Source organism: Rothia sp. HMSC062F03, assembly GCF_001836905.1.
GTDB lineage: Bacteria > Actinomycetota > Actinomycetes > Actinomycetales > Micrococcaceae > Rothia > Rothia mucilaginosa_A.
Genome location: NZ_KV830868.1, coordinates 18,564 through 43,594 on the forward strand (window position 1 = coordinate 18,564; position 25,031 = coordinate 43,594).

The following is a 25,031-nucleotide window of genomic DNA, read 5'->3' on the forward strand; positions in this document are numbered from 1 at the left end:
CTGTTATAAAACCGGTTTCCGGGCACAGCGAGGTTAAATTCTAGCACCACCGCCGCGGGTTGGGCCGGGCTGTGGTGCAAGAATTTGGTGCTCGTCAGCAAAGTCTCATGGGGTGTTTTGCCGCTGAGCTTTACTGCTGAGGCGTGTTATTCAGATGTATTCACTCGGGTTTACCCAGGCGTATTGTCTGAGTCGTATTATCTGGTTGTATTATTCGCCGGAGCCGTTATCGCCGTCGTTGCCGGGTGCCAGGCCCTCGTAAATCTCCTTGCACTGCGGGCAGACGGGGAACTTCTGCGGGTCGCGACCCGGAACCCACATCTTGCCGCAGAGCGCACGCACCGGCTCACCGGTCAGCGCCGACTCTAGAATCTTCTCCTTGCGCACGTAGTGGGAGAAACGCTCGTGGTCGCCCGGCTCGGATAGCTGGGTTTCCTCGCGCTCCAGCAGTGCCGTGCCGCCGGCCGTTCCGGGGCCGAACGGATCTTCAATACCTTCAATAGAGCTCATTCTTCTCTCCTTGGTGTTTTAAGTTCTTGCGAGCGCGGTCACCCCGCGGCTCCTAGCTCGTGCATGCCTCTCTCCATTCTAGTGGCTCATAGCAAACCCGCGGCCCGCAACCGTGACGATTGCGGGCCGCGGGCTCTGCGCCGGGCGCCGTGAGGGACGCGCGGCGAACCAGCACGGCGTCAGCTGCCGGGCGCTAGTTCACGCTGAATCGCGCCACGCGCTCCAGCATGCGGGGGCTCATCCGGTCGAAACGGCGACCTCCCCAGACGACGCCTCCGACCAGCAGGCCCGCGCCGATCATCAGCTGCAGTACGCCTCCGATGACCAGCGTCAGCAGGTTCTGCGTGAGGAAAACGTACACGGTCACGGAGATGCCACCGGGCAGGGCGCTGAGCATCACCACGGCCATTGAAAGCATGAGGAGCAGCTGCTTGCCCATGCCCTCGTTATTCTTCGGGTTCTTGAACGGATTAGCACCGGGAGGCGCCACGGGCGGGGTGATGAAGGTATCCAGCACGCAGCCCATGCCTGCCGCCGCCGCGAACACGCCCAGCTGGTGCATCAGCACGATGGGGAAAAGTTCCAGGTGCCCGTTCACCGCAGAGGCCACCAGCACCATCAGCACCACAATCGGAGCAACGAGAATACTGTAGCCCCACAGGCGACCGATTCGGTCGTCGATACCTCGCAGCGGGGAGAGCACGTGCAGGCTAAAGGCCGTGTTGTCGTAGGAAACGAGGAAGCACATGTAGTAGCCGGTGAAGACGGTGCAGAAGTAGATCCAGAATCCGAAGAGCTGCATCACGCCGCTATTGACGACTTGTGTAGCCTGCTCGGGGTTGGGGCCGAAGCCAATCTCCCCATGGATGCTCCCGCCCGTGGCCGACATGAAGAGGGGAAAGCCAACCGCCAGGAGCAGGTACATCATGACCGTGGTAACCGTCAACATCTGCAGGCGGTTGTCCTTGAGCAGCGAGTGTAGGGTGCGGGCCGCCACCGCGCCGCGCGGGGTTGCGGGGAACCGGGCAAACAGGCCCAGGTCGCCCGCAGCAACTTCGGCTGCGCTCGCACGGTGGGCGCTACCGCCAACGTTCGCCATGGAGCGCGCGAGGTTCTTACCCCACAGCCACCAGCCGCCGGCCAGGTAGCCGAGGGTCAGCACCAGGCATCCGAGGGCCGCGGGAACGTTACCCGCCGCGAGCCAGTATGGTACGGCGTAGGCCGCGCCGAAGGGAGTCACGCCCAGCCACGGCAGGAACGGGAATAACGCATCCCAGTGCCTCATCAGGTAGGTTGCGGTACCGCCGGAGATAAAGCCCATGCTCATCATGAGCACTGCAGCCACAATCATCAGCACGTTGGCGACGCGCGGGTTTGCGCTCAGCATGATGCCCAGGCGGTTGGCCAGGCGTGCCCACACCATGAGGTTGGCCAGGCCCAGTACCGCGCAAACCAGGTACACGATCAGCAGGAGCGGCTGGGAACCGTACGCGATGAGGCCCAGGAGCACGGCTAGCACGGAGGCAACGCCGGGGATGCCCACGAACCCGCCGAGGAACTGTCCCTTCTGCAGGGTGGCGGGCTCGATGGGAAAGAGCACGAATCGGCTCTCGTCCAGGGTGCCGTCCAGGCCGCTGAAGAAGATGGGGACGATGGCCCAGCCGATGGCGAGCACCGAGCCGGCCAGTAGCGCGATGAGCGGACCGGTTTCGGGCGCCTCAAAGGCCGCCGCCAGGTACCCGACGGCGAGGCCAAGGAGCGCGAGGACCGCGTAGACGGCGGCGATGACCAGACCGATAACCGCCCAGACGCTACGGCGGAAGGAGGCCTGCACGTACTTCCACTTTAGTGAGACGAGGTGCCCAACCATGACAATCCTTCCGAGGAGGTGCGGCCACCAACCAGCTGCACGAATCGTTCTTCAAGGCTCGCGCCGGCACGTACTTCGTCGACGGTTCCGGCGGCAAGGATTCGGCCCGAGTCCATAATCGCCACATGATCGCACAGGCGCTGCACGAGGTCCATGACGTGTGAGGAGATGACGACGGTGCCGCCGGAGGCGACGAAGCCGCGCAGGATGTCCTGAATATTGGCGGCTGAAACCGGGTCGACCGCCTCGAAGGGCTCATCCAGGATCAGCACGGAGGGCGCGTGGATAAGGGCCGCGGCGAGCGCAATCTTCTTGGTCATACCGGCGGAATAGTCGGCGACGGCGCGACCGGCCGCGTCGGTCAGGTCCATGGCGGCCAGCAGGTCCTTGACGCGGGAGGCAACGGTTTCCTTATCGATTCCGTGCAGGTAGCCGGAGTAGGTGATGAGCTGCTCGCCGGTAAGTTTGTCGAAGAGGTGCACGCCGTCGGGCAGCACACCCAGGTGCGCCTTAGCCTTGAGCGGGTCGGCCCACATGTCGATGCCGCGAATCAGAGCGGTACCCTCGGTGGGCTGAAGCATGCCGGTAACCATGGAAATGGTCGTGGTTTTACCCGCACCGTTGCGGCCGACCAGCCCGTAGAACGAGCCGGAGGGAATCGTCAGGTTAATGCGATCCACCGCGACCTTGTCGTCGAAGAGCTTGGCGAGTCCCCGAATCTCGACGGCGGCTCCGGTCTGCGACGGTGCTTGGGGAGGCGCCACGGGAAGTTGCGCGGGGGCCGGCTGGAACTGCGGGGGTTGCTGACCCGGCTGAGCATAGGCCGGCTGAGCGTAGGCGGCTTGTTCGGGTTGCTGGGCTACCGGCTGTTCGGGTTGAGCTGAGCTAGGTTGAACCGGGGTAGGCTGAGCTGGGCTCTGCGCTGCACCGTTCTGCGGCGTTCCGTGCTGCGGGTCGTGGGGCGGGATGTTCACCGGATCCTGGGGCATCGTTGGTTCCTTACGCGTGAGAGTAACGGGTCACACTCTCACCCTATCACCCCCCATTAGCCAAAATACCTTTTTCTGAAAGATGCTCAAAAAAACGTCTTTTGTCCGCAGCTCGAGCGTTTGGGGCCATTCGCAGAGAGGCCGTCCGCAGAGCATCCCAAAGACGAAGAGGCTGCGCCCTACCCTGCCGGTGCGTTACGCACGCAAACGGGCCGTCGTCCCGCCGACACTACAGGTCGACGAGGCGGCGGCCCGCCTATTGCACACCATTCCATACGATTCTCCGGTGGGTACCCCGGAGGTTGCCCCGGCCGCGCCGGGGAGCCTCTTTAGAACAGCGCCATGGTCAGCGCGGCACGCGCCTTCACCGTGCGCGGGTCCGAGGCGCCGACCACGTCGAAGAGCTGCACGAGGCGCTCGCGCACGCGCTTCTTATCGTCGGGGCCAACCGCGCTGAACAGGCGCAGCAGGCGGTTGTAGGCATCCTCCACGTGGCCGCCCACCAGATCCAGGTCGGCCACGTTAAAGGCCGCCTCAATATTCAGCGGGTCGGATGCGGCGGCGGCGCGTTCGGTGGCCAGATCCAGGTCCTTCACGCGGGCCAGCAGCTCCACCTGCTCGAGGCCGAGTTTCGCCTCCTTATCGCCGGGATTCTCGGCGATGGCCTTGCGGTAGGCCTCACGGGCGGCGGGCAGGTCGCCGCGATCCAGGGCGGCCACAGCCTCAGCGTACAGGGGCGGCAGGGGCTTTTCGTCCTCGGGGACGGCGGGGTCAAAACCGCCAGGCAGCTGGTACTGGGCGGCGAGCTGCAGAACCTGTGAGAGCACATCGGCCAGGTCCTCGGCACTGACCGGGCCGGTGTAGATCGGGGCGGGTCGCCCACCCAGCACGGCCACGCCGGCGGGTACGCCGCTCACGCCGAAGGCCTGCGCGGCCTCGGGCAGCTTGGTGATGTCCACGGCGGCGCAAATCATGGATCCGGCGGCGGAGTCCACAAGCTTCTGCACGCCCTCGAGCATCTGCAGTGAGGACGGTGAATGGGGCGCGTAGAGCGCGAAGATTACGGCGCCCTGGCTGGAGAGCTGCACGAACTTCTGGAACTCCTCGGGGGTGTTCACGTCGTAGCGCCAGGTGGGGGCGGCGGGGGCATCGGGCTGATTGCCCGAGGATGCCGCGGACCCCTGTGTGCCGGAGGTGGGGTTCAGCTCCACGGCGTTGCGCACCGAGGCGGGGATGTTCGCCTCGGCCGGCGCAGCCTGCGCCCCACCCCGTGCGGCGTTGTTCTGCCCGCGGTCTGCCGGGTCAAAGATAATGCTCATCCTGCGTTCCTTCCGTTCACGTTGTTCGGCGTTTCCCGCCATTCAACTTCTCGTGCCGCGCACGTCGTTCACGACGGCTTTGAGCCCGGACGTTCTCGCGCGATAGCCCAATCTGCTGCGGCTCTCCCTTCCATTATCTCCGTTTCGGCTCGCCCGGGGGCAATAACTCCCGCCCCTTAGCTCTCAGCACATCCGAACCGATGGGGCGTGGTTGGTGCAACCGAACTCTCACGTGTCGGCCCCGTCGCGGTGGGCACAACCATCACGGCCGTGAGCCGGTAGAATGGCACAGTAGAGAAACGCCGCAGACATACGCGACGTCGCAACGCACGAACCTCCGATTCCCTCGAAAAGGACCCGTATGAGCAATCAGAAGCACCCCTCCGGCGATGGCGGGGACCAGCATTCCGAGGAACACCACAAGAAAGAATCCCTCGCCGATCAGCTGACGGGTACCCTCACCGATCTGACCGAGAGCATCAGCCAGGTGCGCTCCAACCGCCGACGCGCGTCTATGCCCCCGACCGACACTCTACCCGTGGTGTCGGCGGCCGGTAGCGATACTCCCCCGCCGCCGAAGGTCCTCGGCAACGGCAAGACCTCCATGATGCACAACCCCGTCGCGTTCGGCTTCCTCATGACCGTCGGTGTGGGTCTGGCCCTGCTGGCCTACTACATCTTCAATAACGTGGGTGCCCTGGTGGGCTGGGTGACCGGCGCTATTTTCATTGCGCTGGGTTTGGACCCGATTGTGCGTCGCCTGGAGGCTTGGGGCATTAAGCGCAACATCGGTGTGATCGTGGTTCTCGCCGGTTTTGCCGGTGCCGTTGCCGCCCTGGTGATGAGCATCGGCCCGATTATTAGCGAGCAGGCCTCCAAGTTTGTGCAGTATGCCCCGAATATTTACCAAAACACTATCGATTCTGATTGGTACCACGAGCTCGATCAGCGCTTTAACATCAGCAGCTGGGTGAATGAGAACGTCCCCAAGTTCCTGGAGTCAACGTTCTCTTCCTCGCAGGTCAATAGCTTTATGTCGAGCCTGTTGTCTGCCGGTTCTACCCTGGCGCAGAGCGTGACCGGCGTAATTATTGTTCTGTTCCTGTCCCTGTACTTCCTCACCTCGATGAACACCATCAAGGCCTGGGGTGTGCGTCTGGCGCCGGGTTCCAAGCGCGCCCGCGTCAAGTACATCACCGATAAGATCACCGACTCGGTGGGTAACTACGTGATGGGCCAGGCTATGGTGGCCATCTGCAACGCCCTTTTCGCATTCTTCACCATGCTCTTCCTGGGGTTCAGCTTCCCCCAGTTGATGGCCATCGTCATCCTAATTCTGGCCTTCATCCCGCTGGTTGGCGGCGTGGTGGCGCTGATTCTGACCTCGCTGATTCTGCTGACCCAGGGCTGGAGCATGGCGCTGTGGTTTGCGGTGGCGTACTTCCTGTACTTGCAGGTGGAGGCGTACCTGATTTCTCCGCGTATTATGGCTCGCGCTGTGTCGGTCCCTGCCGGTGTTGCGATTATTTCGGTGGCTGCCGGTGGCGCGCTTTGGGGCGTGCTGGGCGCACTGATTGCTATTCCGGCGGCGGCTTCCATGCTGATTCTGGTGCGTGAGGTGTTCATTCCTCGCCAGGACCAGCTCTAAGGTTTCACGTTCGCTTCCCCGCGGGAAAGCACCGGAGGCAAGAAGGCGGCGGCTTTGGATTCTCCATCCAAAGCCGCCGCCTTTATGTTTTATGCCGTGTTTTTATACCGAACCTTTAGAGCTCGGTAATTTCTTCCGCCACGGGGCCGCTGTATTCGGTGGGCAGCTCGGTTTCGGTGCCGGTCACGATGCTCACCACGGTGTTGAGCACCTGCTGCACCGACTTCTCGCCCACCCACAGGTGCTTGCAGCCCTCGAAGGGAATCACGTGAGTGCGAGGCACGGCGGCGAAGCGCTCGCGGGCCGCGGGAGGTTGCAGGTAGTCGTCGTGCTCGGGGACCAGCGCGTACAGCGGGTTCGAGATCTTGTTCCACTCGTCCAGCTCGGCCGGGTGCACACGGTGCAGCGGCGGGGAGAGCAGAATCGCGCCGGTGAACTCGCCGGCGTATTCGGGGCCGTACTTGAGCACCAGCTCGGTGCCGAAGGACCAACCGACCAGCCAGGGGTTCGGCAGGGCGCGCTCGCGCACAAACTTCAGGATTGCGTCGAAGTCCTTCTTCTCGGCGAAGCCGCCGTCAAAGACGCCCTCGCTGGTGCCGCGAATCGAGGAGGTGCCGCGCGTGTTGAAGCGTAGCACCGCGATGTTCGCCAGGGCCGGCAAACGGAATGACGCCTTCTTGTACACGTGGGAGTCCATGTAGCCGCCGTGGGTGGGCAGCGGGTGGAAGGTCACCAGGGTCGCCTTGATTTCGCCCTCGGGCAGGGCCAGCTCGCCGACCAGGCGCTTGCCGTCGGCGGTGGTCACGACGAAGTTCTCGCGGCGTGCCGGTAGCACGGTGCGTGCCTTAATGGGGGTGGGTTCTGCGGGGGTGCTGAAGACGTAGCGGGCGGGATCGAATTCCTGCTCGCGGGTAACCTCTGCGGTGCTCATGGGGTTCCTTCACTCTTGAGATGTACGCGCGTGCGCGTCTGTCATTCTTCTGACGTTGGGGGTTCTAGCGTCTGGGTGCCGGATTGCCCGACGCGATGCTCTGCCGCGGCTATTTGCGGCGGGTCCTCCAGCAGTGCTGGTGCCAGTGCCGGCGCTCGTCGATGGCCCTTGAACGTCCCAGCGTGTGGCTCTCCTGCCACACCACCAGATGCGCGGTTCCCGGCGGAATCGGGCGGTAACATTCGGGGCATGTGTAGGTTTTACGGGCGTTCACCGCCGGAATGTACTGCACGAGCCAATCGCCGAAGCGGTCGCTCTCCAGGCGGGGCGCGGGGTCAAGAATCCTGCTGATGTCCCGTCCCGCGGGTGCGCTACGGTGCCACTTATCGCTGGTGGTACCGGACGCTCGCTTACCGGGGTGATTCTTACGTGCCATGAGCCCTATTCTACCGCGCCCGCTCCTGCCCTCTCCCCCGAGGCTGCGGATACCTGCTAGAGTGGACGGATGCGTATTGTCATTGCTGAATGTTCCGTTGATTACGAGGGCCGCTTGCGCGCCCACCTTCCTCGCGCCACCCGCCTGCTCATGGTGAAGAACGACGGCTCGGTTCTCATTCACTCCGACGGCGGCTCCTACAAGCCCCTGAACTGGATGAGCCCTCCCTGTTCCATGCTGGTGGCTGAGCGTGAGGACGTTCCGCAGAGCATCCGTGAGGACCTGGAGCCCGACGTTCAGCAGCTCTGGACGGTGCAGGCCGCCAAGAGCGACGACCGTCTGCTCATTCGCATCTACAGCATCGAGCACGAGCACTCCACCGACCTGGGCGTGGACCCGGGCCTCATCAAGGACGGCGTGGAAGCCGACCTACAGCGCCTGCTCGCCGAGCAGATCCACACCCTGGGCGAGGGCTACTCCCTCGTGCGCCGCGAATTCCCCACCGCGATTGGCCCGGTCGACATCATGGCGAAGGATGCGCACGGCGTCTCCGTGGCGGTCGAGCTCAAGCGTGTGGGAGATATCGACGGCGTTGAGCAGCTCACCCGCTACCTGGAGCTGCTCAACCGTGACCCGCTGCTAGCGCCGGTGCAGGGCGTATTCGCCGCTCAGACCATCAAACCGCAGGCCCGCACCCTGGCCGAGGACCGCGGCATCCGCTGCGTGAGCCTGGACTACGACGCCATGCGCGGCGTGGACGACAGCGCGGACCGCCTGTTCTAAGCAGCTCTAGACAACTCATAGGGGTGCTTCCTGTGCTTTGGGAAGCGTCCCTCTTTCTGCGCACACGATGTAGCCCGGATACGCCAATCGCCGGTGCCTCACCCCTTGCGAGGTCGGGCACCGGCGATTGCTATATCACCGAGTCCAGGCGGGACCTAGACCCGTGCGTGCTTGGCGGCGATGGTCACGTGATCGTTCGAGACGGTCAAGAAACCAGCGTTGAGGGTGGTCTTAATGGTTTCGCCCTCAACAGGTTCGATGAGCAGCTCGCCGTCCTGTGCCAGCAGTGCGCAGGTGGGGATCATGCCCGGCAGAATACCGAGCTCACCGTCGACGGAACGTGCGCGAACGTAGTTCGCCTCACCGGTCCACACCGTGCGCTCACGGGAAACAACTTCAACCTTCAGAGCCATAATTACTTAGCTCCAGTCTGTGCCTTGATTTCCTCGTAGCGGCGCATGACGTCGTCCATACCACCAATGTTGTAGAAGGCCTGCTCGGGGATGTGGTCCACATCGCCGTTGCAGATCATCTGGAAGGACTCGATGGTGTCCTTCAGCGGCACGGTCGAACCCTCGACACCGGTGAACTGCTTTGCAGTGTAGGTGTTCTGGGAGAGGAACTGCTCGATACGACGTGCGCGAGCCACGACAATCTTCTGCTCCTCGGATAGCTCGTCCACACCCAGAATTGCGATGATGTCCTGCAGTTCCTTGTTTTCCTGCAGAATAGCCTTCACGCGAATTGCGGTGTCGTAGTGCTCCTGACCGATGTACTGTGCGTCCAGAATTCGGGAGGTGGAGGACAGCGGGTCAATTGCCGGGTACAGACCGCGCGATGCGATTTCACGAGAGAGCTCGGTGGTCGCATCCAGGTGCGCGAAGGTGGTTGCCGGCGCCGGGTCGGTGTAGTCATCCGCAGGCACGTAAATTGCCTGCATGGAGGTGATGGAGTGACCGCGGGTCGAGGTGATGCGCTCCTGCAACAGACCCATTTCGTCGGCGAGGTTCGGCTGGTAACCCACTGCGGAGGGCATACGGCCCAGCAGGGTGGAAACCTCAGAACCTGCCTGAGTGAAACGGAAGATATTGTCGATGAAGAGCAGCACGTCCTGATTCTTCACATCGCGGAAGTACTCCGCCATGGTCAGACCGGTCAGTGCCACGCGCAGACGGGTTCCCGGGGGCTCATCCATCTGGCCGAACACGAGGGCGGTGTCCTTCAGAACGCCTGCCTCTTCCATTTCGACCCACAGGTCGTTACCCTCACGGGTACGCTCGCCCACACCGGTGAACACGGAGGTACCACCGAAGTTACGAGCCACACGGGTAATCATTTCCTGGATCAGCACGGTCTTACCCACGCCTGCACCACCGAACAGACCAATCTTACCGCCCTTGATGTAGGGGGTCAGAAGGTCGATGGACTTGATGCCGGTCTCCAGCATCTCGGTGGAGCCTTCCAGCTCCGCGAAGCCGGGGGCGGCACGGTGGATCGGCCAGTAGGTGTCGGCCTTGATTTCGGAGTTCGGCACGTCGAGGGCGTCACCGAGCACGTTGAAGAGGTGACCCTTCACGCCGTCACCGACGGGAACGGAAATCGGTGCGCCGGTGTCGACCACAGCCTGACCGCGGACCAGGCCGTCGGTCTGCTGCAGGGAGATGGCGCGAACAATCGAGTCGCCCAGATGCTGAGCGGTCTCGAAGGTGATGGTGCGGGTGCGGCCGTCGAGGGTCAGCTCGGTAGTCAGAGCGTTGTAAATCTCGGGGACCTGACCGGCGGGGAACTCGACGTCGACCACGGGGCCGATGACGCGGGCAATACGACCCGTTGCGCCCTGAGTCGGTGCGGAGACCGAATCGTTGTAGGTGGCAGTCATATTTCTCACTTACTTAGAAAGTTTGGACAGTTGATGGCTTCGTTGGCGTACCAATACTAGGAGCCGAGGGCGTCTGCGCCGCCCACGATTTCGGAGAGCTCCTGAGTAATTTCCGCCTGACGTGCGTTGTTCATCAAACGGGTGTACTTGGTAATCAGCGTCTCAGCGTTGTCACCCGCGGTCTTCATTGCGCGCTGGCGGGATGCCAGCTCACTTGCCGCTGCCTGCAGCAGGCAGGAGAAGATGCGGGAGGCGACGTAGCGCGGCAACAGCGCGTTGAGCACTTCCTCAGCGGAGGGCTCGAACTCGAAGGATGCCGCCTGCTCGTACTCAGCCTTGGTCAGTTCCTGATCGGGAACGATTTCCTCACCCATAGCCTTTGCGTCACCCACGTGGATGGGCAGCAGGCGCAGGATCTTGGGTTCCTGAACAACCATCGACTTGAATTCGGTGTACACGATGTGCAGTTCGTCCACGCCGCCCTCTTCGAAGGGCAGATCGTAGGCTTCGAGCAGCGCGTCACGGATCTCGACGGCGGTTTCGACGCGGGGTGCATCGGTGTGGCCCTCCCACGCACGGGCATAGGGGCGCTCACGGAACTCGAAGTACGACTTGGCCTTACGGCCCACCAGGTACAGCTGTACCTCCTGGCCGTTAGAGCGCAGCCTCTCAATCAGAGATTCGGTGCGGCGCAGGATGGCGGAGGAGTACGAGCCGGCCAGACCGCGGTCACTGGTGACGACCAGGATTGCGGAGCGGCGGTGTTCGTAGGTGCCAAACTCGTGCGGCTTGTAAATCAGCGGGTGCTGAATACCCTTCTGGGTCGCAACCGCAGTCACCACGCGGGTCAGAGCGTTCGCGTAAGGGCCAGCTGCCTGAGCAGCGTTACGAGCCTTGTTAATGCGGGAGGTCGCGATCATCTCCATCGCCTTGAAGATCTTCTTCATGGACGACGTCGAAGCAATCTTCTGTCGGTAAACCCTAATCTGGGCTCCCATAGAGCTTCCTTTCTCCTGCTCGTCTGCCCCGCCCCGACCCTAGAGCCGGGGCGGGCAGGGAGCGAGGACTAATCGCTAACCGATGGTTTCCTGGGTGATGTCGCTATCGCGAGCTGCCTTGTGCTCCTCGTGACCTGCGTCAACGAGGTGGCTGCTGCCCTCAGACTGGAAACCCTGCTTGAACTCGGTCACCGCGGTCTTCAGAGCGGCAACGGTGTCGTCCTCAAGCTTGCCGGAGGAGGCAATGTCGGTCAGGACCGAGGTCTTGTGACGCAGGTACTCGATGAAGCCTGCCTCGAAGCGCAGCACGTCGGAGACCTCAATGTCGTCGAGGTAGCCGTTGGTGCCAGCCCAGATGGAGACAACCTGCTCCTCGACGGCGTACGGGGTGTACTGCGGCTGACGCAGCAGCTCGGTCAGGCGGGAACCGCGGGTCAGCTGAGCCTTGGTGGCATCGTCCAGGTCGGATGCGAACATCGCGAACGCTTCCATCGCACGGTACTGTGCCAGCTCCAGCTTCAGGGTACCGGAGACCTTCTTCATAGCCTTGGTCTGTGCGGCACCACCAACGCGGGACACGGAGATACCGACGTCCACTGCCGGGCGCTGGTTAGCGTTGAACAGATCGGACTGCAGGAAGATCTGGCCGTCAGTAATGGAGATGACGTTGGTCGGGATGAAGGCGGAAACGTCGTTTGCCTTGGTCTCAATGATCGGGAAGCCGGTCATTGAGCCTGCGCCCAGGTCATCGGAGAGCTTAGCGCAACGCTCCAGCAGGCGGGAGTGCAGGTAGAAGACGTCACCGGGGTATGCTTCACGTCCCGGCGGGCGACGCAGCAGCAGGGACACGGCGCGGTATGCTTCTGCCTGCTTCGACAGGTCGTCGAAGATGATGAGGACGTGCTTGCCGCCGTACATCCAGTGCTGGCCGATAGCCGAACCGGTGTAGGGTGCCAGGTACTTGAAGCCGGCTGCGTCGGATGCGGGAGATGCCACGATGGTGGTGTACTCCAGCGCGCCGCGGGTCTCCAGGGTGTGGCGGACAGCCGCAATGGTGGATGCCTTCTGGCCAACGGCCACGTAGATGCATCGAACCTGCTTGTCCGGGTCACCGGAAGCCCAGTTGTCCTTCTGGTTCAGGATGGTGTCGATCGCGATAGCGGTCTTACCGGTCTGGCGGTCACCAATGATCAGCTGACGCTGACCGCGGCCGATCGGAATCATCGAGTCGATTGCCTTCAGACCGGTCTGCAGCGGCTCGTGAACCGACTTACGCTGGGTCACGCCGGGAGCCTGCAGCTCCAGTGCGCGACGGCCTTCAGCCTCGATGGGTCCCAGGTCGTCAATCGGGTTACCCAGGGGGTCAACAACGCGACCGAGGTACGCGTCGCCAACGGGCACCGAGAGAACCTCACCGGTGCGGTGTACAACCTGACCCTCTTCAATACCGGTGAAGTCACCCAGGACAATCACACCAATATTGCGGGTATCCAGGTTCTGTGCGAGGCCGAGGGTGCCGTCTTCGAAACGAAGCAGCTCATTCGCCATCACCGAGGGCAGACCCTCGACGCGAGCGATACCGTCGGAGGCCGATACAACTCGACCCACCTCAACACGTTCTGCATTGCCGGGTTCGTAAGACGCTGCAAACTCGTTCAGCGCATTACGGACATCGTCGGCATTGATGGTCAGTTCGGCCATCTTGTGTCCCTGCTCTCTCATTGTGGTTACGTTCCATCAATGGAACTAACCGAAACTTGCAATTCGGGTTCAACGGGCGGGCCATGCCGCCTCCGCGTTGGAGGAGGCATACGCCGCGCACCCGCCTACCCGAGGTATCTTCTAAATCACCGTTGCGACGAACGGTTCAGCGTCGCTAGCTTGAGCCGCTAGCCGATGGAACGAGACAGGTCGGACATACGGGTCTCGACGGTACCGTCGATCACCTCGTCGCCCACCTGAACACGCAAACCGCCCAGAACGGCGGGATCCACCGAAACGTCGAGCTTCAGCTCGCGGCCGTACACGGCGTTGAGTGCACGACCGAGACGTTCAAGCTGTGCCTGCGACAGGTTGATTGCGCTGGTAACGCGTGCAATGTAACGGTTCTGTCGCTTGACGATGATTTCTGCGAACTCGTCGGCAGCCCGCGCGGCGTGAAGGCCACGAGGATTAGAGCCAACTCGTTCGAGCAGAAGCACACCCTCGGCGGTGGTGGCGGGGCCACCGAGCGCCACGGCGAGCTTCTTCTTTGCTTCTTTGCTTGCCTGATGGTCGGACAGCGCTTCCTGCGCCTGAGCGTTGGAATCAACGGTACGCACAAAGGTGAGTAGTTCGTTGAGTACCTCGTCCAGGGCATCCACGCCACCGCGAGACTGAGCCGATGCGATCACGGCGAGCACCGCTGCACGTTCCAGAGCATCCGACAGGTCGGAATCCTCGGACCAGCGCTGAGCCACCGCGTTGGTGAGCACAGCCATGGCCTGCGAAGAGATCTTACCGTCGAAAACGGAATTGACGATTCCCTGGCGGGCCGCTGCGTCACGCGAAGAATCGGTGACGGCGCGGCGAAGGGTGCCGTTGTGGTCGAGCACGTCGACCAGTGCGAAAAGCTCGCCCGCAAGCTTCAGAGGCTGCAGGGAAGCGTGGGCTTCCAGAACCTCTTCCACCTTGCTCAGTGATTCAGTAGATACTCCTGCCATTACCGAGCCGCACCTGCGTTCTGCTTCTCGGTTTCAAGGTCAGCAAGAAAACGATCTACCACACGGGCCGATCGCTCATCATCGTTGAGGGCTTCGCCCACAATCTTGCCGGCAAGGGTGGTAGCCAGAGTGCCAACCTCGGAACGGAGGGACACTGCTGCTGCCGCACGCTCTGCCTCGATAGCCTTCAGCGCGTTATCGCTAATGCGCTGTGCTTCAGCGGTTGCACGCTCGCGAGCGTCGGCAATGATTGCCTCGCCCTCTGCGCGTGCCTCTTCACGAATCTTCTGAGCCTCCAGTCGAGCGCTTTCGAGCTGCTGGGTGTACTCATCGCGAGCCGCTGCAGCCTCTGCCTGTGCCTTCTCGGCCTTGGCAAGGCCACCTTCGATTGCTTCCTTACGGTCCTGGTAGATCTTCTCGAACGCCGGGACGACGTACTTAGCAACGATGTAGTAGAGGATCAGGAATCCGATGAGGGTAATGACAATTTCCCCGACGTCGGGAATGAGGGGGTTCGAAGTTGCCTCCGCTCCCCCTTCGCTTGCCAGATAAATCATGGAGGGAATCCTGTTCTATGGGATGGGTCGTTTAGGATGTGGCGGAGCCGGTTACTTGATGAAGACGAGAACCAGGCCCAGAATTGCCAGTGCCTCGACCACTGCGAAGCCCAGGAACAGCATGGGCTGCAGGGTCTTCTGGGACTCGGGCTGACGAGCAACGCTGGTCATGTATGCCGCGAAGATCAGACCCACGCCGATGCCGCCGCCAATAGCTGCCAGACCGTAGCCAACCGCAGTGATGGAACCAACCATTATTTTTCCTTTCAACAGTGTTCGACCGGGAACATACCCGGACCGAACAGAGTTTGGTTTGAGTTAATAACCCGCACAGTGAACGTGTGGGTTGCTTTATTCACGCCCAATGACGAACGCGAAAACCTAATAAAAATCTAAAGTGTCAGCGAACCGATTAGTGTCCCTCAGAAACCGAGCCCTGCAGGTACACAGCCAGCAGCAGAGCGAACACATAAGCCTGGATGCACTGAATCATGAATTCCAGGAAGTACAGGAACATGCCCAGAGCACCGGGAGCAATAGCAGCCAGGTAGCCGATACCGCCCAGAGCCTCAACCATGTAGGTCACCATGCTGGATGCAACCATCAGCGCCACGTGACCACCGAACATAGTGGCGAACAGACGCAGTGCGTGGGTTGCGGGGCGAATCAGCATGTTCGAGAAGAACTCGATCGGAATCAGAATGGGGTAGATCCAGAACGGCAGGCCCGCAGGCATGGTGATGTCCTTGAAGAAGCCGCCCAGGCCCTTGCGCTTGATGCCCACGCCGACCCAGGTCAGGTATGCCACGCCAGCCAGCGCGTAGGCGCTACCGGGGTGGGAGAAGGAGGGCAGCTGGATGAACGGAATCGCGCCGTAAAGGTTGTTCACCAGAACAAAGAAGAAGGAGGCGAACAGAATCGGGACGAAAGGCTTGTAGTGCTGAACACCCAGGGTTTCCTTGCCGAGGGTGTTGCGAGCAAACAGGTAGCCGGACTCAGCGATGAACTGAGTCTTTCCGGGAACCATGGCACGCTTGCGCGCTGCGGTGAGGAAGAAGACCGCAATAATCACCACGGAGAGTAGCACCAGCGCGTTCTGCTTACCAAAGGCGAAATCACCAATGGTGAAGAAGGGGGGAAGATGCATGTCTTCGGGGTTTGGCGGAACATAGGCCCCGGCTTCCGCGAGGATCAACCCGTTCTCGATCAAAGCAAGTCCTTTCTTGCTGCTTGTGGCTATCAAGAGCCCATGCCAGCTCTTGCGTGACTGACATGCTAACTACATGGATGAATGTGTGACCTAGCGGTCCGCGTTCAATGACCTAGCGGTCCGTATTCTGCCTGGCCATATGGGTGAAGACGAGGGTTAAACCCCCGATGGCGCCGATTAAGACGCCAACCCATACCATCCAGGTGGTGGAGAAGACCAGGTCACCGAGGTAACCAATACCTCCCCACACCGCAACGCCGATGATCAGGTAGAGAATTGACATCACGGCGCCGGAGAGACCTCCGCCGGATACCAATTCTCCGGTGGTGCGAAGCTTTCGATCTCCGTCCCACCACTTCTTCTCCTCGGCCAAACGTATATTCCTTTCAAACACCTATCGTGTTACCGACTATGGTCTTCCGAGTCGGTGTCGAAGTACAAAATTCTCAATCGTGCAATGCTGACTGTCTCAATAACAATCCACAGAATCACGCCGGTGCATGCGCCTGCGAGAGTCCAACCGTGCCTCATGTTCTCTGGGAACGGAACAAACATCAACACCAGACCGAGCAGGGCAATCTTCACAAGGTAGCTCACCACCAGCGATTTGGGTACGCCCCAGTCGAAAATGGGAGCAACAAGCATAACCAATACGCCCAGAGTGAAGCATATATAGATTATCAGAAAGCCCAATGTTATTCCTAGCGCGCCCACGGGGCCCGCAAACAGGCACGCACTCATCATACCGCCGAACCAAGCCAGCAAAGAGCATGCCGATACCCTGTAGAACAAAAATTTCCAGGAAAGCTCTTGACTCTCGTAAGAAGATGCCCTCAGTCCTACCCGGGCACGCTCTCGGCGACGTTCCCGCTGCCTCCTACGCTCCGCGGGTGGGTACCACAGAACATCGGCCACGCGCCTCCAGACAGGCTCTGCTACAGCCTCCTGTTGAGGTTGTGGCGACTTAGACACCATTAGTGTTTCTCCCCACGGTTCTGTTTCGACTGAGGCGCAGAAGAGTGCTCATTAGAAGGCTGCTCCGCGCAATCTTTCACCGAGTCCGGAATGATGGGCGCGGGATGCAGAGAGGTCGGTTCCACCCGCTCCGGGGTTGCGGGAACACCGGTCGCAGAAGAAGACGAGGTGCCCCGACCCGCCTTCTTCGGGGCTGCCGGCTGCTCCGCGGGAGAAGCCGACGAGGGGGTACCGGCCTCGGCAGAGGAGCCGCCCTTCGCCGCCTTCGTCAGGTCAATCGTTGAGCTGGGGGCTTCACCACCAAAAAGCTGCGGCATGCGTAGGTACACGGCCAGCACGGCGAGCGCCACAAGCACCACGCCGAGCGCGGCAAAACCAGCACCCGAGGTGTACAGGTCGGAGGCGAAGGCCAGCAGGACCCACACCAAAATCGTCACGCCCGTGACCACCGCGGTCGATCCCAGGTGGCTGAAGCCCACGTCCGTCAGGCGCTGATACACGTGAGTGCGGTGCGGCTTGTACCACTGCTCCCCCGCCATGAAGCGGCGGAAGAGAGTCGAACCGGCATCGGCCAGATAGGTAACGAGAGGAGCGAAGGCCAGCAGCACCGGAACGTCAGCAAACCAGGCGCCCACCGCCAGAGTACCCAGGGCCGTACCCAGCACGTAGGAACCGGCATCCCCCAGAAAGACGTTCTTGCCCGGGCGCACGTTCCACGGCAGAAACGCCAGGTACGCGCCGGCCACCGCCACACCCGCCATAGCCAGCCAGGGCAGGTTGACCATCCAACCGGTCAGCGCGTACGCCAAACCGGCCACCAGGCCGTGAGCACCCGAGATGCCGTTGATGCCGTCCATAAAGTTGGCCACGTTAATGTAGCCCGCGATGAACACGGCACCGACCACCACCAGCAGCGGGTTGGTACCCTGAACCGTCGCAAAACTGACGCTCACCAGCACACCGATGACCAGCTGCAGGGCAGCGCGACGAACGATACTCACGCCGCGAATATCTTCGAGCCAGCCCAGGGCCAGGGAGAAAAGCATGGCGGCGGCAATCGTGATGGCCAGCTGCAGGGACTCGGCGGAGCGGTAGGTCCAGCCCAGCAGGGTCGCCACGAGGAAAGCCAGCAGGGTCGCCGCGGCCGTCGCCAGGCCCATGCCGCGGTAGGTCGGCGTGGTGTGCGAGGACCGTTCGTTGGGGATGTCCACCATGTCGTAGCGGTGCAGAATCGGACGCACCGCAAAGGGCAGGAGGGCACCGGCAATCACCGCAAGAACGAAAATGCTCGTTAGCTCGGGAAAGGAGGTCATGATGGCTCCGGGTCGTACTGTCTCGTGAATGTGTTTATCGTGTGGCTCTGCCGGCCCCGGGGCACCGGGAAGACGCTCCGATAGGGGGCGGCGCCGAAGAGCCGGTCGTTTAGAAGGTCTGCGCGTTCTCCAGGGTGCGCGGATCGGGTGCGCGCTCCAGGCCGTGGCGTTCGTAGCCGCTGTGCTCGCGGTAGTTCTGAATCCACAGCTCGTAATCCAGCTCGTCCGGGTTCAGGGCCGGCGCGCTCGAGCGTGAAATGTAGCGGTTCTCCTCGCTGGGCACGAGCTTCTCCGTATCGCCGAAGAGCGTCTCGTCTAGCTTCTCGCCCTTGCGCAGGCCAATCTCCTTGATTTCAACGTCGTAGCGTTCGTAGGCCTGGCGCATCGCCTTGGCCACGTCCAGGATCTTGACCGGTTGCCCCATGTCCAGCACCATGACCTCGCCCGGACGGCCAATCGCACCGGCCAGCATCACGAGCAGGCAGGCATCCGCGATGAGCATGAAGTAGCGGGTCGCGCGCTTATCGGTCAGGGTAATCGGGCCGCCAGAGAGAATCTGCTTGGTGAAGAGCGGCTTAATCGAGCCGCGCGAACCAAACACGTTGCCGAATCGCACCGAAACGTAGGTGTTGCCGGTCTTCTCGCCAAAGTACGCGGTCAGGCGCTCCGCCACGCGCTTGGACTGGCCCAGGGCCGTCTTCGGGTCCGCCGCCTTATCGGTCGAGACGTTCACGAAGGTCTTCACGCCCACAGCCTCGGCGGCACGCAGCACGTTCAGGGTGCCCAGGGAGTTCGTCTTCCAGGCCTCCTGCGGGTAGGCCTCCAGCGCCGACACGTGCTTCAGCGCGGCGGCATGGAACACCACCTCGGGGCGGCGCTCCCGGAAAATCTCCAGCAGGGTATCGCCCTCGCGAATATCCGCGAGGATGATGCGGTCGTCGTCCAGGCTTGACTCGTGCGTAATCGACACCTTGGTGTCCATCAGCAGAGTCTCGTCGTGGTCGAGCATCATCAGGGTCTCGGGCTCAAATTCGCTAATCTGGCGGCAGAGCTCAGAACCAATCGAACCGCCAGCACCCGTCACCAGAACGCGCTTGCCGTGCAGGTACGAACGGAGGATATCGCGATCGATATCGTAGTTAATCTCACCGCGGATTACGCGCATCAGGTCGTTATCGCTCGCGTTCACCAGGCGCTCACCCATCAGGCGGGCGTTCGCGCTGCTGATACGCTGCACCTCAACCTTCAGGCGACGCATGCGCTCGCAGAAGGCCTCAAAATAGTCCTCCGGCATATCGGAAATCGTGACGATCACCTTGTGAGTGCCCGATTCGCGAATCGCTCGCTCAAGCTCGCGGTAGGTCGTAATCACCTGGATACCGTGGAACTTAGTGCCGGCCTTCAGCGGGTCATCGTCGAAGACCGCCACGGGGCGCAGCTTCGCCTCCTCATCGTGCAGCATGGAATCCATCACCATGCCGCCGATGAAACCGGCGCCGTACACAATCACCGGTTCGCCCGTCAGCTCACGCACCGCGCCGCGCTCGGTATAGACGCGCTTGGCCATGCGGGCACCGGCCATCATAATCAGGCTGAACGCCGCGGCAATCGCGGGCACACTGTGCGGAATGTGCGGCAGGCCAACAAGCTCATCCACAAAGGAAAAACCGGTCAGCACCACGCCCGTGCTCAACGCCGCCGCCGCGGCGCGCCACGACTCGTCAAAGGATCCGTAGGAGTACACGCCGTTATAAATCTTGGCTGCCGCCAAACCGAAAATCAGCTGTAGCAGCACCGCCCCGGCGGCCGTAATCGTCAGCGAAATGGGGTGGATGATGTCAAACACCGAGCCATTGCTAAGTAGCACGCTATAGCGCAGCATGTACGCGAACAGCACCGCAAGAACCCAGGCGCTCGAGTCAATCAGCGCCTGCGCAATCAGCCACCACGGCTTGCGCTCGTACAGACGATTCACCAGAACGGCTCCGGAATCGCCCTCCGTCATCAGCGTGCCGCGCTGAGCAGCACGTCGTACCGCCTCGTGGGCGTCAGATTTCAGCTGGGCCATTAAAAGCCTCCTTCAGATGCGGCACCGGTGAAACGGTCCGAAGATGAGCGAGTAGAGGATGCGCGTGCGGCCACGGTGGACAGCGCGCGGAAAGCGTTGCGGCGCAGGGATTCGGGCACGAAGCGGTACACGCTGCGCACCGCCATGTTCTGCGCCCAGCGGGCCTTCGAAATGGCGTGGCCCGTGTACAGTCGGCGTTGAATCGCCCAGTCCTGCTTCCAGGCGTCCACTCCCCCGCGCTTCGTGTAGGCGCCGGCGCCCACGCGGTAGCGCACGAGAGGTGCGGGCAGGTTGCCCAGGCGGTAGCCGGCGTCGCGCAGGCGCATCCACAGCCACCAGTCCTCGGCACCGGGCACGTACTCGTAACCGCCGAGGGTCTGCACGGCGCTCTTACGGAATGCCACCGAGGGGTGGTAGATCGGGTTGCGCGAATCCATGGCGCGGAGCAGTCGTTTGGGCTCGACGATGGCCTCGCGAACCGATTCGACCGCCGAGTTGTTCTCGTTGACCTCGAGCATGGCCGAACCGAGTAGCGCGTAGCCACCCGCGGCCAGGGCCGGAATCAGCTCGGCGAAGCGGGTGGGCTCGGAAATATCGTCAGAATCGGCGCGCGCCACCAGCTCGTAGTTGCAGGCCCGCAGACCCGCGTTCAGGGCCTCGGCCAAACCCACGTTCTGCGGTAGCTCCACGAGCTGAATCGGCGGGCAATCCAGGTTCTCGGCGCGGGCAACCCAGCGGTCCACCACGGCGCGCAGCTCGGGGGTGAGCGGACCGTCCAGGACCAGCACGAGCTCGGAGGGGCGCAGGGTCTGGTTCAGCAGATTCGATTCCAGCGCCTGTTCCAGGTACGCGGGGTTCTCCTTCGCGTACACGCTCATGAGCACCGAGAAGTCGGGGGCGGAGCTCACGCATCCAGCGGCCCCGGCGTTCCCGGTCACGACCGGCTCGGGGTTCGAGGCCGGAACGCCGTAGCGCCCCGGGAAGGTCAGCGGGTAGATGCCCTCCAGCACCCGGCGGTTCGGGGCGGGCGGGCGCAGGCCGTCACGCAGACCGTTCAGGAAGTACCCCAGGTAGGTACGGCGGTCGTCGGTACGAAGCAGGGTGGAGACCCACAGGCGGGCCGAAGAACCACCGTAGAGCAGCTTTTCCAGTGGGTTCAGGGTACGCGAGCGCGTAAACACCCACAGCTTATTGCGCACGTCGTTATAGAAGCGCGGGCCGGGGTTAGCGTTCGTCGTGCCGAAGGTCTTGGTGTGGTGCTTCGCCACCGAGGAAGGCACCGCAATGCCGTCGCGGTGGTGAATCAGGCGGGTCGAGAATTCGAAATCGTCGTTCCAGATGAAGAATTCGGCGATGGGCAGGCCGCCGTTACGGCGGATGGCCTGCGCGTCCATGAGAATCGAGACGAAGGAGGCGCTACGAATCGGGCGGGCCCCCACCGCGCGGGCGCGGGCGTGGCGCTGCTCCCCCGCCGCGAACATCGTGCGAGGGGTGTTCATGGGGTGGTCCTCACCGTTCGTCCACACCACGCGAGAGGCCACCACCGCGGGGCGTTCGGCGGGAACCTCGGAGTAGCCGAGCCACGCCTCAGCGGCCTCGGCCAGGGTGTTCTCGGTCGGCTCGGTGTCATCATCCATGACCCACACGAGGTCGGGGTTGTGGCGTTCCAGGGCGCGGTCGATGCCCACCGCGAAACCGCCGGCGCCGCCCATGTTCTGCCGCAGGGTAATGCGGTCCACCGGCAGGTCGTACTCCAGGGAGTCCAGGTATGCGGCGGTGTCATCGGTGGAAGCGTTATCGACGATGACCACGGCGACCGGGCGCATCCGGCCCGAGGCGATGCCCGCCAGGGTCTTGGGTAGCAAATCGCGACGGTTGTAGGTTACGACCACCGCGACGGTGCGGGGTTCGTGCTGACCGTCATGTTCGGCGGGGTGCTGGGCAGGCGCGGGTCGGTCGCTGTGCTGTTCTGCCATAGTGTTCTCCCTCCGCGGCGCCGAGGCACCTTATCCGTTCAACGTTGAGGCATAATCCTTCTCCGTGCGGGGACCGGGTGTTTCGGCGGTGCCCGCGACGCTCATGTATGAGGATATAACTCTCCAAAGTGACCATTTTACCGGGGTCTTCACCTCGAGGTGAATCTTCCCCCACTAACGCACCCATTATGACGCATATTCAACCTCAATCGGTTGTTTTTCCGTATGTCGGACTGCGCCGGCCCACGGCAGTTCACCCTTCACCGGAGGATGAATTATCCCTAAGGATTAGGCGGAGACATAGGTGGCGGGCGGGTATTACGGCCCGCGGCGAAGCAAGGTGTCGTTCAGCCAATGTTTTCAAGGCTGTTTTCGATGGCTCCCCTGTGCCCGAGCTGTGCCCGTCGTGCGAAAAAGCGACCAAAAACCGGTCACCGCCCCAACAATTCACCATAACCGGTGCAAATATGCGAAAGTTGAAATGACCCTGTTTTTCCCCGCACCGACCGCGGGCTTTTGAGAGGTAAAGACATGTCCGAATCCAGGTGGAAAGTCATTGGCGCCAGCGGCTTTGTTGGTTCCGCCATCGTTGCGCGTCTGAACGCAGAGGGGATCAGCGTCGATCCCATTGAAGCGCCCCGCCTCGCCACCCGCTCCCTTGACGTAGACAGCATTATCGACGAGGCAGAACAGCTGGAGGGCATCATCGATTCCCTCGCAGAAGCCTTCGCCAGCGCGCAGGTCGTGGTGAACGCCGCCGGCCTCGCCGCCCCGAACATGCAGGACCTGCCCCCGCTCATGGGTGCGAACGCCCTGCTGCCGGCTGTCATCGCGATTGCCGCCCAGCGCACCGGCGTGCGCCGCGTCATTCATCTCTCCTCTGCCGCGGTGCAGGGCCCCCGCCCCGTGCTCGACGCATCCGAGGAGACCGCCCCCTTTAGCGCCTACTCGTTCTCCAAGACCCTTGGCGAGGAAGCGCTGCTCGACCTGCAGGATTACTTCCTGGAGGAGCATCCCGAGAGCGCACCCGAGCTGTGCATCCTGCGCGCAACCAGCGTTCAGGGTCGCGGCCGCCGCACGACCGAGCTCTTTGCCAAGATGGCCTCCTCCCCCTTCGCATCGGTGGCCGGTGCGGGCCAGGGCAAGTCCCCCGTCTCCAGCGTGTACGCGCTGGCCGAGTTCGTGGTGATGCTCGGAACCTTCCCCGGCGAGCTGCCCACCATCGTGCTGCAACCCTGGGAAGGCGCAACCGTCGCCTCCGCATCGCTGGATGCGGGCCGCCGCAAGCCCCATCACCTGCCCGAGTGGCTCTGCCGCGCGGCCATCAAGGCCGGCTACAAGGTATCTGAGCTCATGAACGATAGGTTCTCCGGCTCCGTGCGTAAGGTCGAGGTCATGTGGTTCGGTCAGGGTATTGACGATTCCTGGGCCCGCAAGAACAACCTGCTACCCACCCCGCGCGTGCGCGAGGTGTTGCGCACCGCCCACACGGCACTGGGTAAGAAGAAGGACCGCCGCTTCGCCAATAGCTAGGTGGCGCCGCCCCCGGCGAGAAAGCAGCCTAACGCGCGCGAGATAGCATAAGGGAACGCCCGATACATCTGTTGATGTATCGGGCGTTCCCTTAAGTTTTACTCCTGAGTTTTAACCGTGGCCGGGCCTACAGGTGATCCTCGGCGGCTTCCGGAGCCTCGGTCTTAGCATCAGCCTCGGTCTTGGCTTCAGGTTCGGTCTTCTTCTGCTCAGCCTTCGCTTCAGTCTTCGGGGCGGCGGGTACCTCGCCAAAGACCAGGGCACGTGCGGTATCGGCAGGGACGGGCTGAACCCGCGGCTCATCCGCGCGAATCGGCTTGGGAGTGTTGTCGCGGTAGCCGCGCGAGCGCTCCTGGTCCACCGAGCTGATGCCGAAGCCCGAACCCAGCGCGCTCGTAGCGCCCAGCAGGGAGGCGGCAATCGAACCAGCCGCGGGCGCCTCGGCGCGGCGGGCGGGTTCGCCGCTCACCGTGTGGGTGCTGTCCCACTGCTCGTAGGCTTCGTCCAGGCCCTCCTGCTCGTCCAGCGCCTGCTGGGAGGCGTCCGAGGTGTTCGACGCGCTCTGCGATGAGGCCTGCGCCTCCTCAACCTTGCGGGCCGCCTGTTCGTCGGCCTCGGCGCGGGTCAGAATCGAGGGGATCACCTCGCGGAGCTCCTCAACGGGAATCGCGCCCTCGCGCACCACCACGTAGGGGAACGAGGTGCAGTCCAGGATGGTCGAGGGAGCCGGCTCGCGTTCGGTCACCACCGTGACGCCGTCCTCGTTGGGTTCTGATTCGTGCGGCTTCGGGCGGGGGCCACCGTCAATAATCACCGCGACGTCCTCGCCCAGGGAGTCCATGGCGGCCTGGGCGGTCGCGGCAGCCTCCTGGCCGGTCTTGTTAGCGCTCGAGACGGCCAGCGGGCCGTGCTCGGTCAGCAGCTTCAGGGCAAACTCGTCGTCGGGAACACGCACCGCGACGGTGCCTCGGGTCTCGCCCAGGTCCCAGCTCAGCGAGGGGTAGGCGTGAAGAATGACGGTCAGCGCGCCGGGCCAGAAACGGTAGCCCAGGTCGTAGATGTCGTCCGGAACGTCATCCACCACGCCGGCGAGCGCCGCGATATCAAAGATGAGTACGGGCGGCGGCATGGTGCGGTCGCGGCCCTTATCTGCCAGCAGTTTGGCAACGCCCTGATGCGAGAAGGCATCGGCGGCAATACCGTAGACGGTATCGGTGGGCATCACAATCGTGTCGTGCGCCTTGAGGGCCTCGCGGGCGGCGTCCAGCGCCTCGCGGGTCTCGGTTTCAGTCGTTACGGGGTACAGCTTTGCAGTCACGGGTTATATTGTCTCA

23 protein-coding genes are annotated in these 25,031 nt (G+C 62.6%); 3 read left to right on the plus strand and 20 right to left on the minus strand.

The window, feature by feature from the left end; all coding sequences use genetic code 11:
- Nucleotides 1–210: 210 nt before the first annotated feature.
- From HMPREF2674_RS02800 to HMPREF2674_RS02815, 4 genes are all read right to left on the minus strand, one after another.
- Nucleotides 211–510, minus strand: a complete 300-nt coding sequence (locus HMPREF2674_RS02800; protein WP_005506434.1) for a DUF3039 domain-containing protein — start codon at nucleotides 508–510, stop codon at nucleotides 211–213.
- A gap of 193 nt (nucleotides 511–703) precedes the next feature.
- A complete protein-coding gene (locus HMPREF2674_RS02805; RefSeq protein WP_070824759.1) occupies nucleotides 704–2,380 on the minus strand; it encodes a transporter in 1,677 nt (558 codons plus the stop codon).
- A complete protein-coding gene (locus tag HMPREF2674_RS02810; protein WP_141761791.1) occupies nucleotides 2,356–3,369 on the minus strand; it encodes an ABC transporter ATP-binding protein in 1,014 nt (337 codons plus the stop codon). Before HMPREF2674_RS02810 ends, HMPREF2674_RS02805 begins: the two co-directional genes overlap by 25 nt.
- Nucleotides 3,370–3,698: 329 nt before the next feature.
- Nucleotides 3,699–4,688, minus strand: coding sequence for a co-chaperone YbbN (locus HMPREF2674_RS02815; protein WP_070824760.1), 990 nt, complete (start codon nucleotides 4,686–4,688; stop codon nucleotides 3,699–3,701).
- A 361-nt stretch (nucleotides 4,689–5,049) separates the two neighbouring features.
- On the opposite strand from HMPREF2674_RS02815, the gene HMPREF2674_RS02820 reads away from it, so the two are divergent.
- Nucleotides 5,050–6,336 (plus strand): AI-2E family transporter, encoded by a 1,287-nt coding sequence (locus HMPREF2674_RS02820; RefSeq protein WP_049343618.1) that lies wholly within the window; start codon nucleotides 5,050–5,052, stop codon nucleotides 6,334–6,336.
- Nucleotides 6,337–6,451: 115 nt separating this feature from the next.
- Here the strand turns inward: HMPREF2674_RS02820 and HMPREF2674_RS02825 are convergent, their stop codons facing one another.
- A complete protein-coding gene (locus tag HMPREF2674_RS02825; RefSeq protein WP_049333652.1) occupies nucleotides 6,452–7,267 on the minus strand; it encodes an alpha/beta hydrolase in 816 nt (271 codons plus the stop codon).
- A gap of 109 nt (nucleotides 7,268–7,376) precedes the next feature.
- Nucleotides 7,377–7,703 carry a hypothetical protein gene (locus HMPREF2674_RS02830; RefSeq protein WP_049333654.1) on the minus strand — a complete coding sequence of 109 codons (327 nt, stop codon included), beginning with the start codon at nucleotides 7,701–7,703 and terminating at the stop codon, nucleotides 7,377–7,379.
- A 69-nt stretch (nucleotides 7,704–7,772) separates the two neighbouring features.
- On the opposite strand from HMPREF2674_RS02830, the gene nucS reads away from it, so the two are divergent.
- The gene (gene nucS, locus HMPREF2674_RS02835; protein WP_070824761.1) at nucleotides 7,773–8,486 is read left to right on the plus strand and encodes an endonuclease NucS; all 714 of its coding nucleotides are present in this window, start codon (nucleotides 7,773–7,775) and stop codon (nucleotides 8,484–8,486) included.
- Nucleotides 8,487–8,641: 155 nt separating this feature from the next.
- Here nucS and HMPREF2674_RS02840 read toward each other — a convergent pair whose 3' ends face one another.
- From HMPREF2674_RS02840 to HMPREF2674_RS02900, 13 genes are all read right to left on the minus strand, one after another.
- Nucleotides 8,642–8,899: an ATP synthase F0F1 subunit epsilon gene (locus HMPREF2674_RS02840; RefSeq protein ID WP_049333657.1), complete on the minus strand. Its 258-nt coding sequence runs from the start codon at nucleotides 8,897–8,899 to the stop codon at nucleotides 8,642–8,644.
- Nucleotides 8,900–8,901: 2 nt separating this feature from the next.
- Nucleotides 8,902–10,365: a F0F1 ATP synthase subunit beta gene (gene atpD / locus HMPREF2674_RS02845; protein WP_049343626.1), complete on the minus strand. Its 1,464-nt coding sequence runs from the start codon at nucleotides 10,363–10,365 to the stop codon at nucleotides 8,902–8,904.
- Nucleotides 10,366–10,421: 56 nt separating this feature from the next.
- On the minus strand, nucleotides 10,422–11,363 hold the full coding sequence (locus HMPREF2674_RS02850) for a F0F1 ATP synthase subunit gamma (protein ID WP_070824762.1): 942 nt from the start codon (nucleotides 11,361–11,363) through the stop codon (nucleotides 10,422–10,424).
- A gap of 75 nt (nucleotides 11,364–11,438) precedes the next feature.
- Complete coding sequence (atpA, locus tag HMPREF2674_RS02855; RefSeq protein WP_049333664.1) at nucleotides 11,439–13,064, minus strand: F0F1 ATP synthase subunit alpha; 1,626 nt, start codon at nucleotides 13,062–13,064, stop codon at nucleotides 11,439–11,441.
- A gap of 188 nt (nucleotides 13,065–13,252) precedes the next feature.
- Nucleotides 13,253–14,065, minus strand: a complete 813-nt coding sequence (locus HMPREF2674_RS02860) for a F0F1 ATP synthase subunit delta (RefSeq protein WP_049343638.1) — start codon at nucleotides 14,063–14,065, stop codon at nucleotides 13,253–13,255.
- Complete coding sequence (locus HMPREF2674_RS02865; RefSeq protein ID WP_049347175.1) at nucleotides 14,065–14,622, minus strand: F0F1 ATP synthase subunit B; 558 nt, start codon at nucleotides 14,620–14,622, stop codon at nucleotides 14,065–14,067. Before HMPREF2674_RS02865 ends, HMPREF2674_RS02860 begins: the two co-directional genes overlap by 1 nt.
- Nucleotides 14,623–14,673: 51 nt before the next feature.
- Nucleotides 14,674–14,877 (minus strand): ATP synthase F0 subunit C, encoded by a 204-nt coding sequence (gene atpE, locus HMPREF2674_RS02870; protein ID WP_049347173.1) that lies wholly within the window; start codon nucleotides 14,875–14,877, stop codon nucleotides 14,674–14,676.
- 157 nt (nucleotides 14,878–15,034) lie between these two features.
- On the minus strand, nucleotides 15,035–15,832 hold the full coding sequence (gene atpB, locus HMPREF2674_RS02875; RefSeq protein WP_070824763.1) for a F0F1 ATP synthase subunit A: 798 nt from the start codon (nucleotides 15,830–15,832) through the stop codon (nucleotides 15,035–15,037).
- A 112-nt stretch (nucleotides 15,833–15,944) separates the two neighbouring features.
- Nucleotides 15,945–16,205, minus strand: a complete 261-nt coding sequence (locus HMPREF2674_RS02880; RefSeq protein WP_070484171.1) for a hypothetical protein — start codon at nucleotides 16,203–16,205, stop codon at nucleotides 15,945–15,947.
- A 29-nt stretch (nucleotides 16,206–16,234) separates the two neighbouring features.
- Nucleotides 16,235–16,477 (minus strand): hypothetical protein, encoded by a 243-nt coding sequence (locus tag HMPREF2674_RS09435; RefSeq protein WP_210400120.1) that lies wholly within the window; start codon nucleotides 16,475–16,477, stop codon nucleotides 16,235–16,237.
- Between the two features lie 329 nt (nucleotides 16,478–16,806).
- Nucleotides 16,807–18,120, minus strand: a complete 1,314-nt coding sequence (locus HMPREF2674_RS02890; RefSeq protein ID WP_070824765.1) for an MraY family glycosyltransferase — start codon at nucleotides 18,118–18,120, stop codon at nucleotides 16,807–16,809.
- Between the two features lie 109 nt (nucleotides 18,121–18,229).
- Nucleotides 18,230–20,188, minus strand: a complete 1,959-nt coding sequence (locus HMPREF2674_RS02895) for a polysaccharide biosynthesis protein (RefSeq protein WP_049347169.1) — start codon at nucleotides 20,186–20,188, stop codon at nucleotides 18,230–18,232.
- On the minus strand, nucleotides 20,188–22,164 hold the full coding sequence (locus tag HMPREF2674_RS02900; protein WP_070824766.1) for a glycosyltransferase: 1,977 nt from the start codon (nucleotides 22,162–22,164) through the stop codon (nucleotides 20,188–20,190). Before HMPREF2674_RS02900 ends, HMPREF2674_RS02895 begins: the two co-directional genes overlap by 1 nt.
- A 531-nt stretch (nucleotides 22,165–22,695) precedes the next feature.
- Between HMPREF2674_RS02900 and HMPREF2674_RS02905 the strand changes: the two genes are divergently transcribed.
- Nucleotides 22,696–23,697, plus strand: coding sequence for an NAD-dependent epimerase/dehydratase family protein (locus tag HMPREF2674_RS02905; RefSeq protein ID WP_049333680.1), 1,002 nt, complete (start codon nucleotides 22,696–22,698; stop codon nucleotides 23,695–23,697).
- Between the two features lie 127 nt (nucleotides 23,698–23,824).
- Here the strand turns inward: HMPREF2674_RS02905 and HMPREF2674_RS02910 are convergent, their stop codons facing one another.
- Entirely contained in the window at nucleotides 23,825–25,015 is a 1,191-nt protein-coding gene (locus tag HMPREF2674_RS02910; protein ID WP_070824767.1) for an L-threonylcarbamoyladenylate synthase, read from the minus strand.
- Nucleotides 25,016–25,031 lie beyond the last annotated feature (16 nt).

Excerpts from the sequence above, each read along its gene's own strand:
- HMPREF2674_RS02815 (WP_070824760.1), bottom strand. The coding sequence starts at position 4,688 with ATGAGCATTATCTTTGACCCGGCAGACCGCGGGCAGAACAACGCCGCA.
- HMPREF2674_RS02825 (WP_049333652.1), bottom strand. The coding sequence starts at position 7,267 with ATGAGCACCGCAGAGGTTACCCGCGAGCAGGAATTCGATCCCGCCCGC.
- atpE (WP_049347173.1), bottom strand. The coding sequence starts at position 14,877 with ATGGTTGGTTCCATCACTGCGGTTGGCTACGGTCTGGCAGCTATTGGC.
- HMPREF2674_RS02895 (WP_049347169.1), bottom strand. The coding sequence starts at position 20,188 with ATGGCCCAGCTGAAATCTGACGCCCACGAGGCGGTACGACGTGCTGCT.
- HMPREF2674_RS02820 (WP_049343618.1), top strand. The coding sequence starts at position 5,050 with ATGAGCAATCAGAAGCACCCCTCCGGCGATGGCGGGGACCAGCATTCC.
- HMPREF2674_RS02800 (WP_005506434.1), bottom strand. The coding sequence starts at position 510 with ATGAGCTCTATTGAAGGTATTGAAGATCCGTTCGGCCCCGGAACGGCC.
- nucS (WP_070824761.1), top strand. The coding sequence starts at position 7,773 with ATGCGTATTGTCATTGCTGAATGTTCCGTTGATTACGAGGGCCGCTTG.
- HMPREF2674_RS02810 (WP_141761791.1), bottom strand. The coding sequence starts at position 3,369 with ATGCCCCAGGATCCGGTGAACATCCCGCCCCACGACCCGCAGCACGGA.
- HMPREF2674_RS02830 (WP_049333654.1), bottom strand. The coding sequence starts at position 7,703 with ATGGCACGTAAGAATCACCCCGGTAAGCGAGCGTCCGGTACCACCAGC.
- HMPREF2674_RS02850 (WP_070824762.1), bottom strand. The coding sequence starts at position 11,363 with ATGGGAGCCCAGATTAGGGTTTACCGACAGAAGATTGCTTCGACGTCG.
- HMPREF2674_RS02805 (WP_070824759.1), bottom strand. The coding sequence starts at position 2,380 with ATGGTTGGGCACCTCGTCTCACTAAAGTGGAAGTACGTGCAGGCCTCC.
- HMPREF2674_RS09435 (WP_210400120.1), bottom strand. The coding sequence starts at position 16,477 with ATGCTTGTTGCTCCCATTTTCGACTGGGGCGTACCCAAATCGCTGGTG.
- HMPREF2674_RS02890 (WP_070824765.1), bottom strand. The coding sequence starts at position 18,120 with ATGACCTCCTTTCCCGAGCTAACGAGCATTTTCGTTCTTGCGGTGATT.
- atpD (WP_049343626.1), bottom strand. The coding sequence starts at position 10,365 with ATGACTGCCACCTACAACGATTCGGTCTCCGCACCGACTCAGGGCGCA.
- HMPREF2674_RS02900 (WP_070824766.1), bottom strand. The coding sequence starts at position 22,164 with ATGGCAGAACAGCACAGCGACCGACCCGCGCCTGCCCAGCACCCCGCC.
- atpA (WP_049333664.1), bottom strand. The coding sequence starts at position 13,064 with ATGGCCGAACTGACCATCAATGCCGACGATGTCCGTAATGCGCTGAAC.
- HMPREF2674_RS02905 (WP_049333680.1), top strand. The coding sequence starts at position 22,696 with ATGTCCGAATCCAGGTGGAAAGTCATTGGCGCCAGCGGCTTTGTTGGT.
- HMPREF2674_RS02840 (WP_049333657.1), bottom strand. The coding sequence starts at position 8,899 with ATGGCTCTGAAGGTTGAAGTTGTTTCCCGTGAGCGCACGGTGTGGACC.
- HMPREF2674_RS02860 (WP_049343638.1), bottom strand. The coding sequence starts at position 14,065 with ATGGCAGGAGTATCTACTGAATCACTGAGCAAGGTGGAAGAGGTTCTG.
- HMPREF2674_RS02865 (WP_049347175.1), bottom strand. The coding sequence starts at position 14,622 with ATGATTTATCTGGCAAGCGAAGGGGGAGCGGAGGCAACTTCGAACCCC.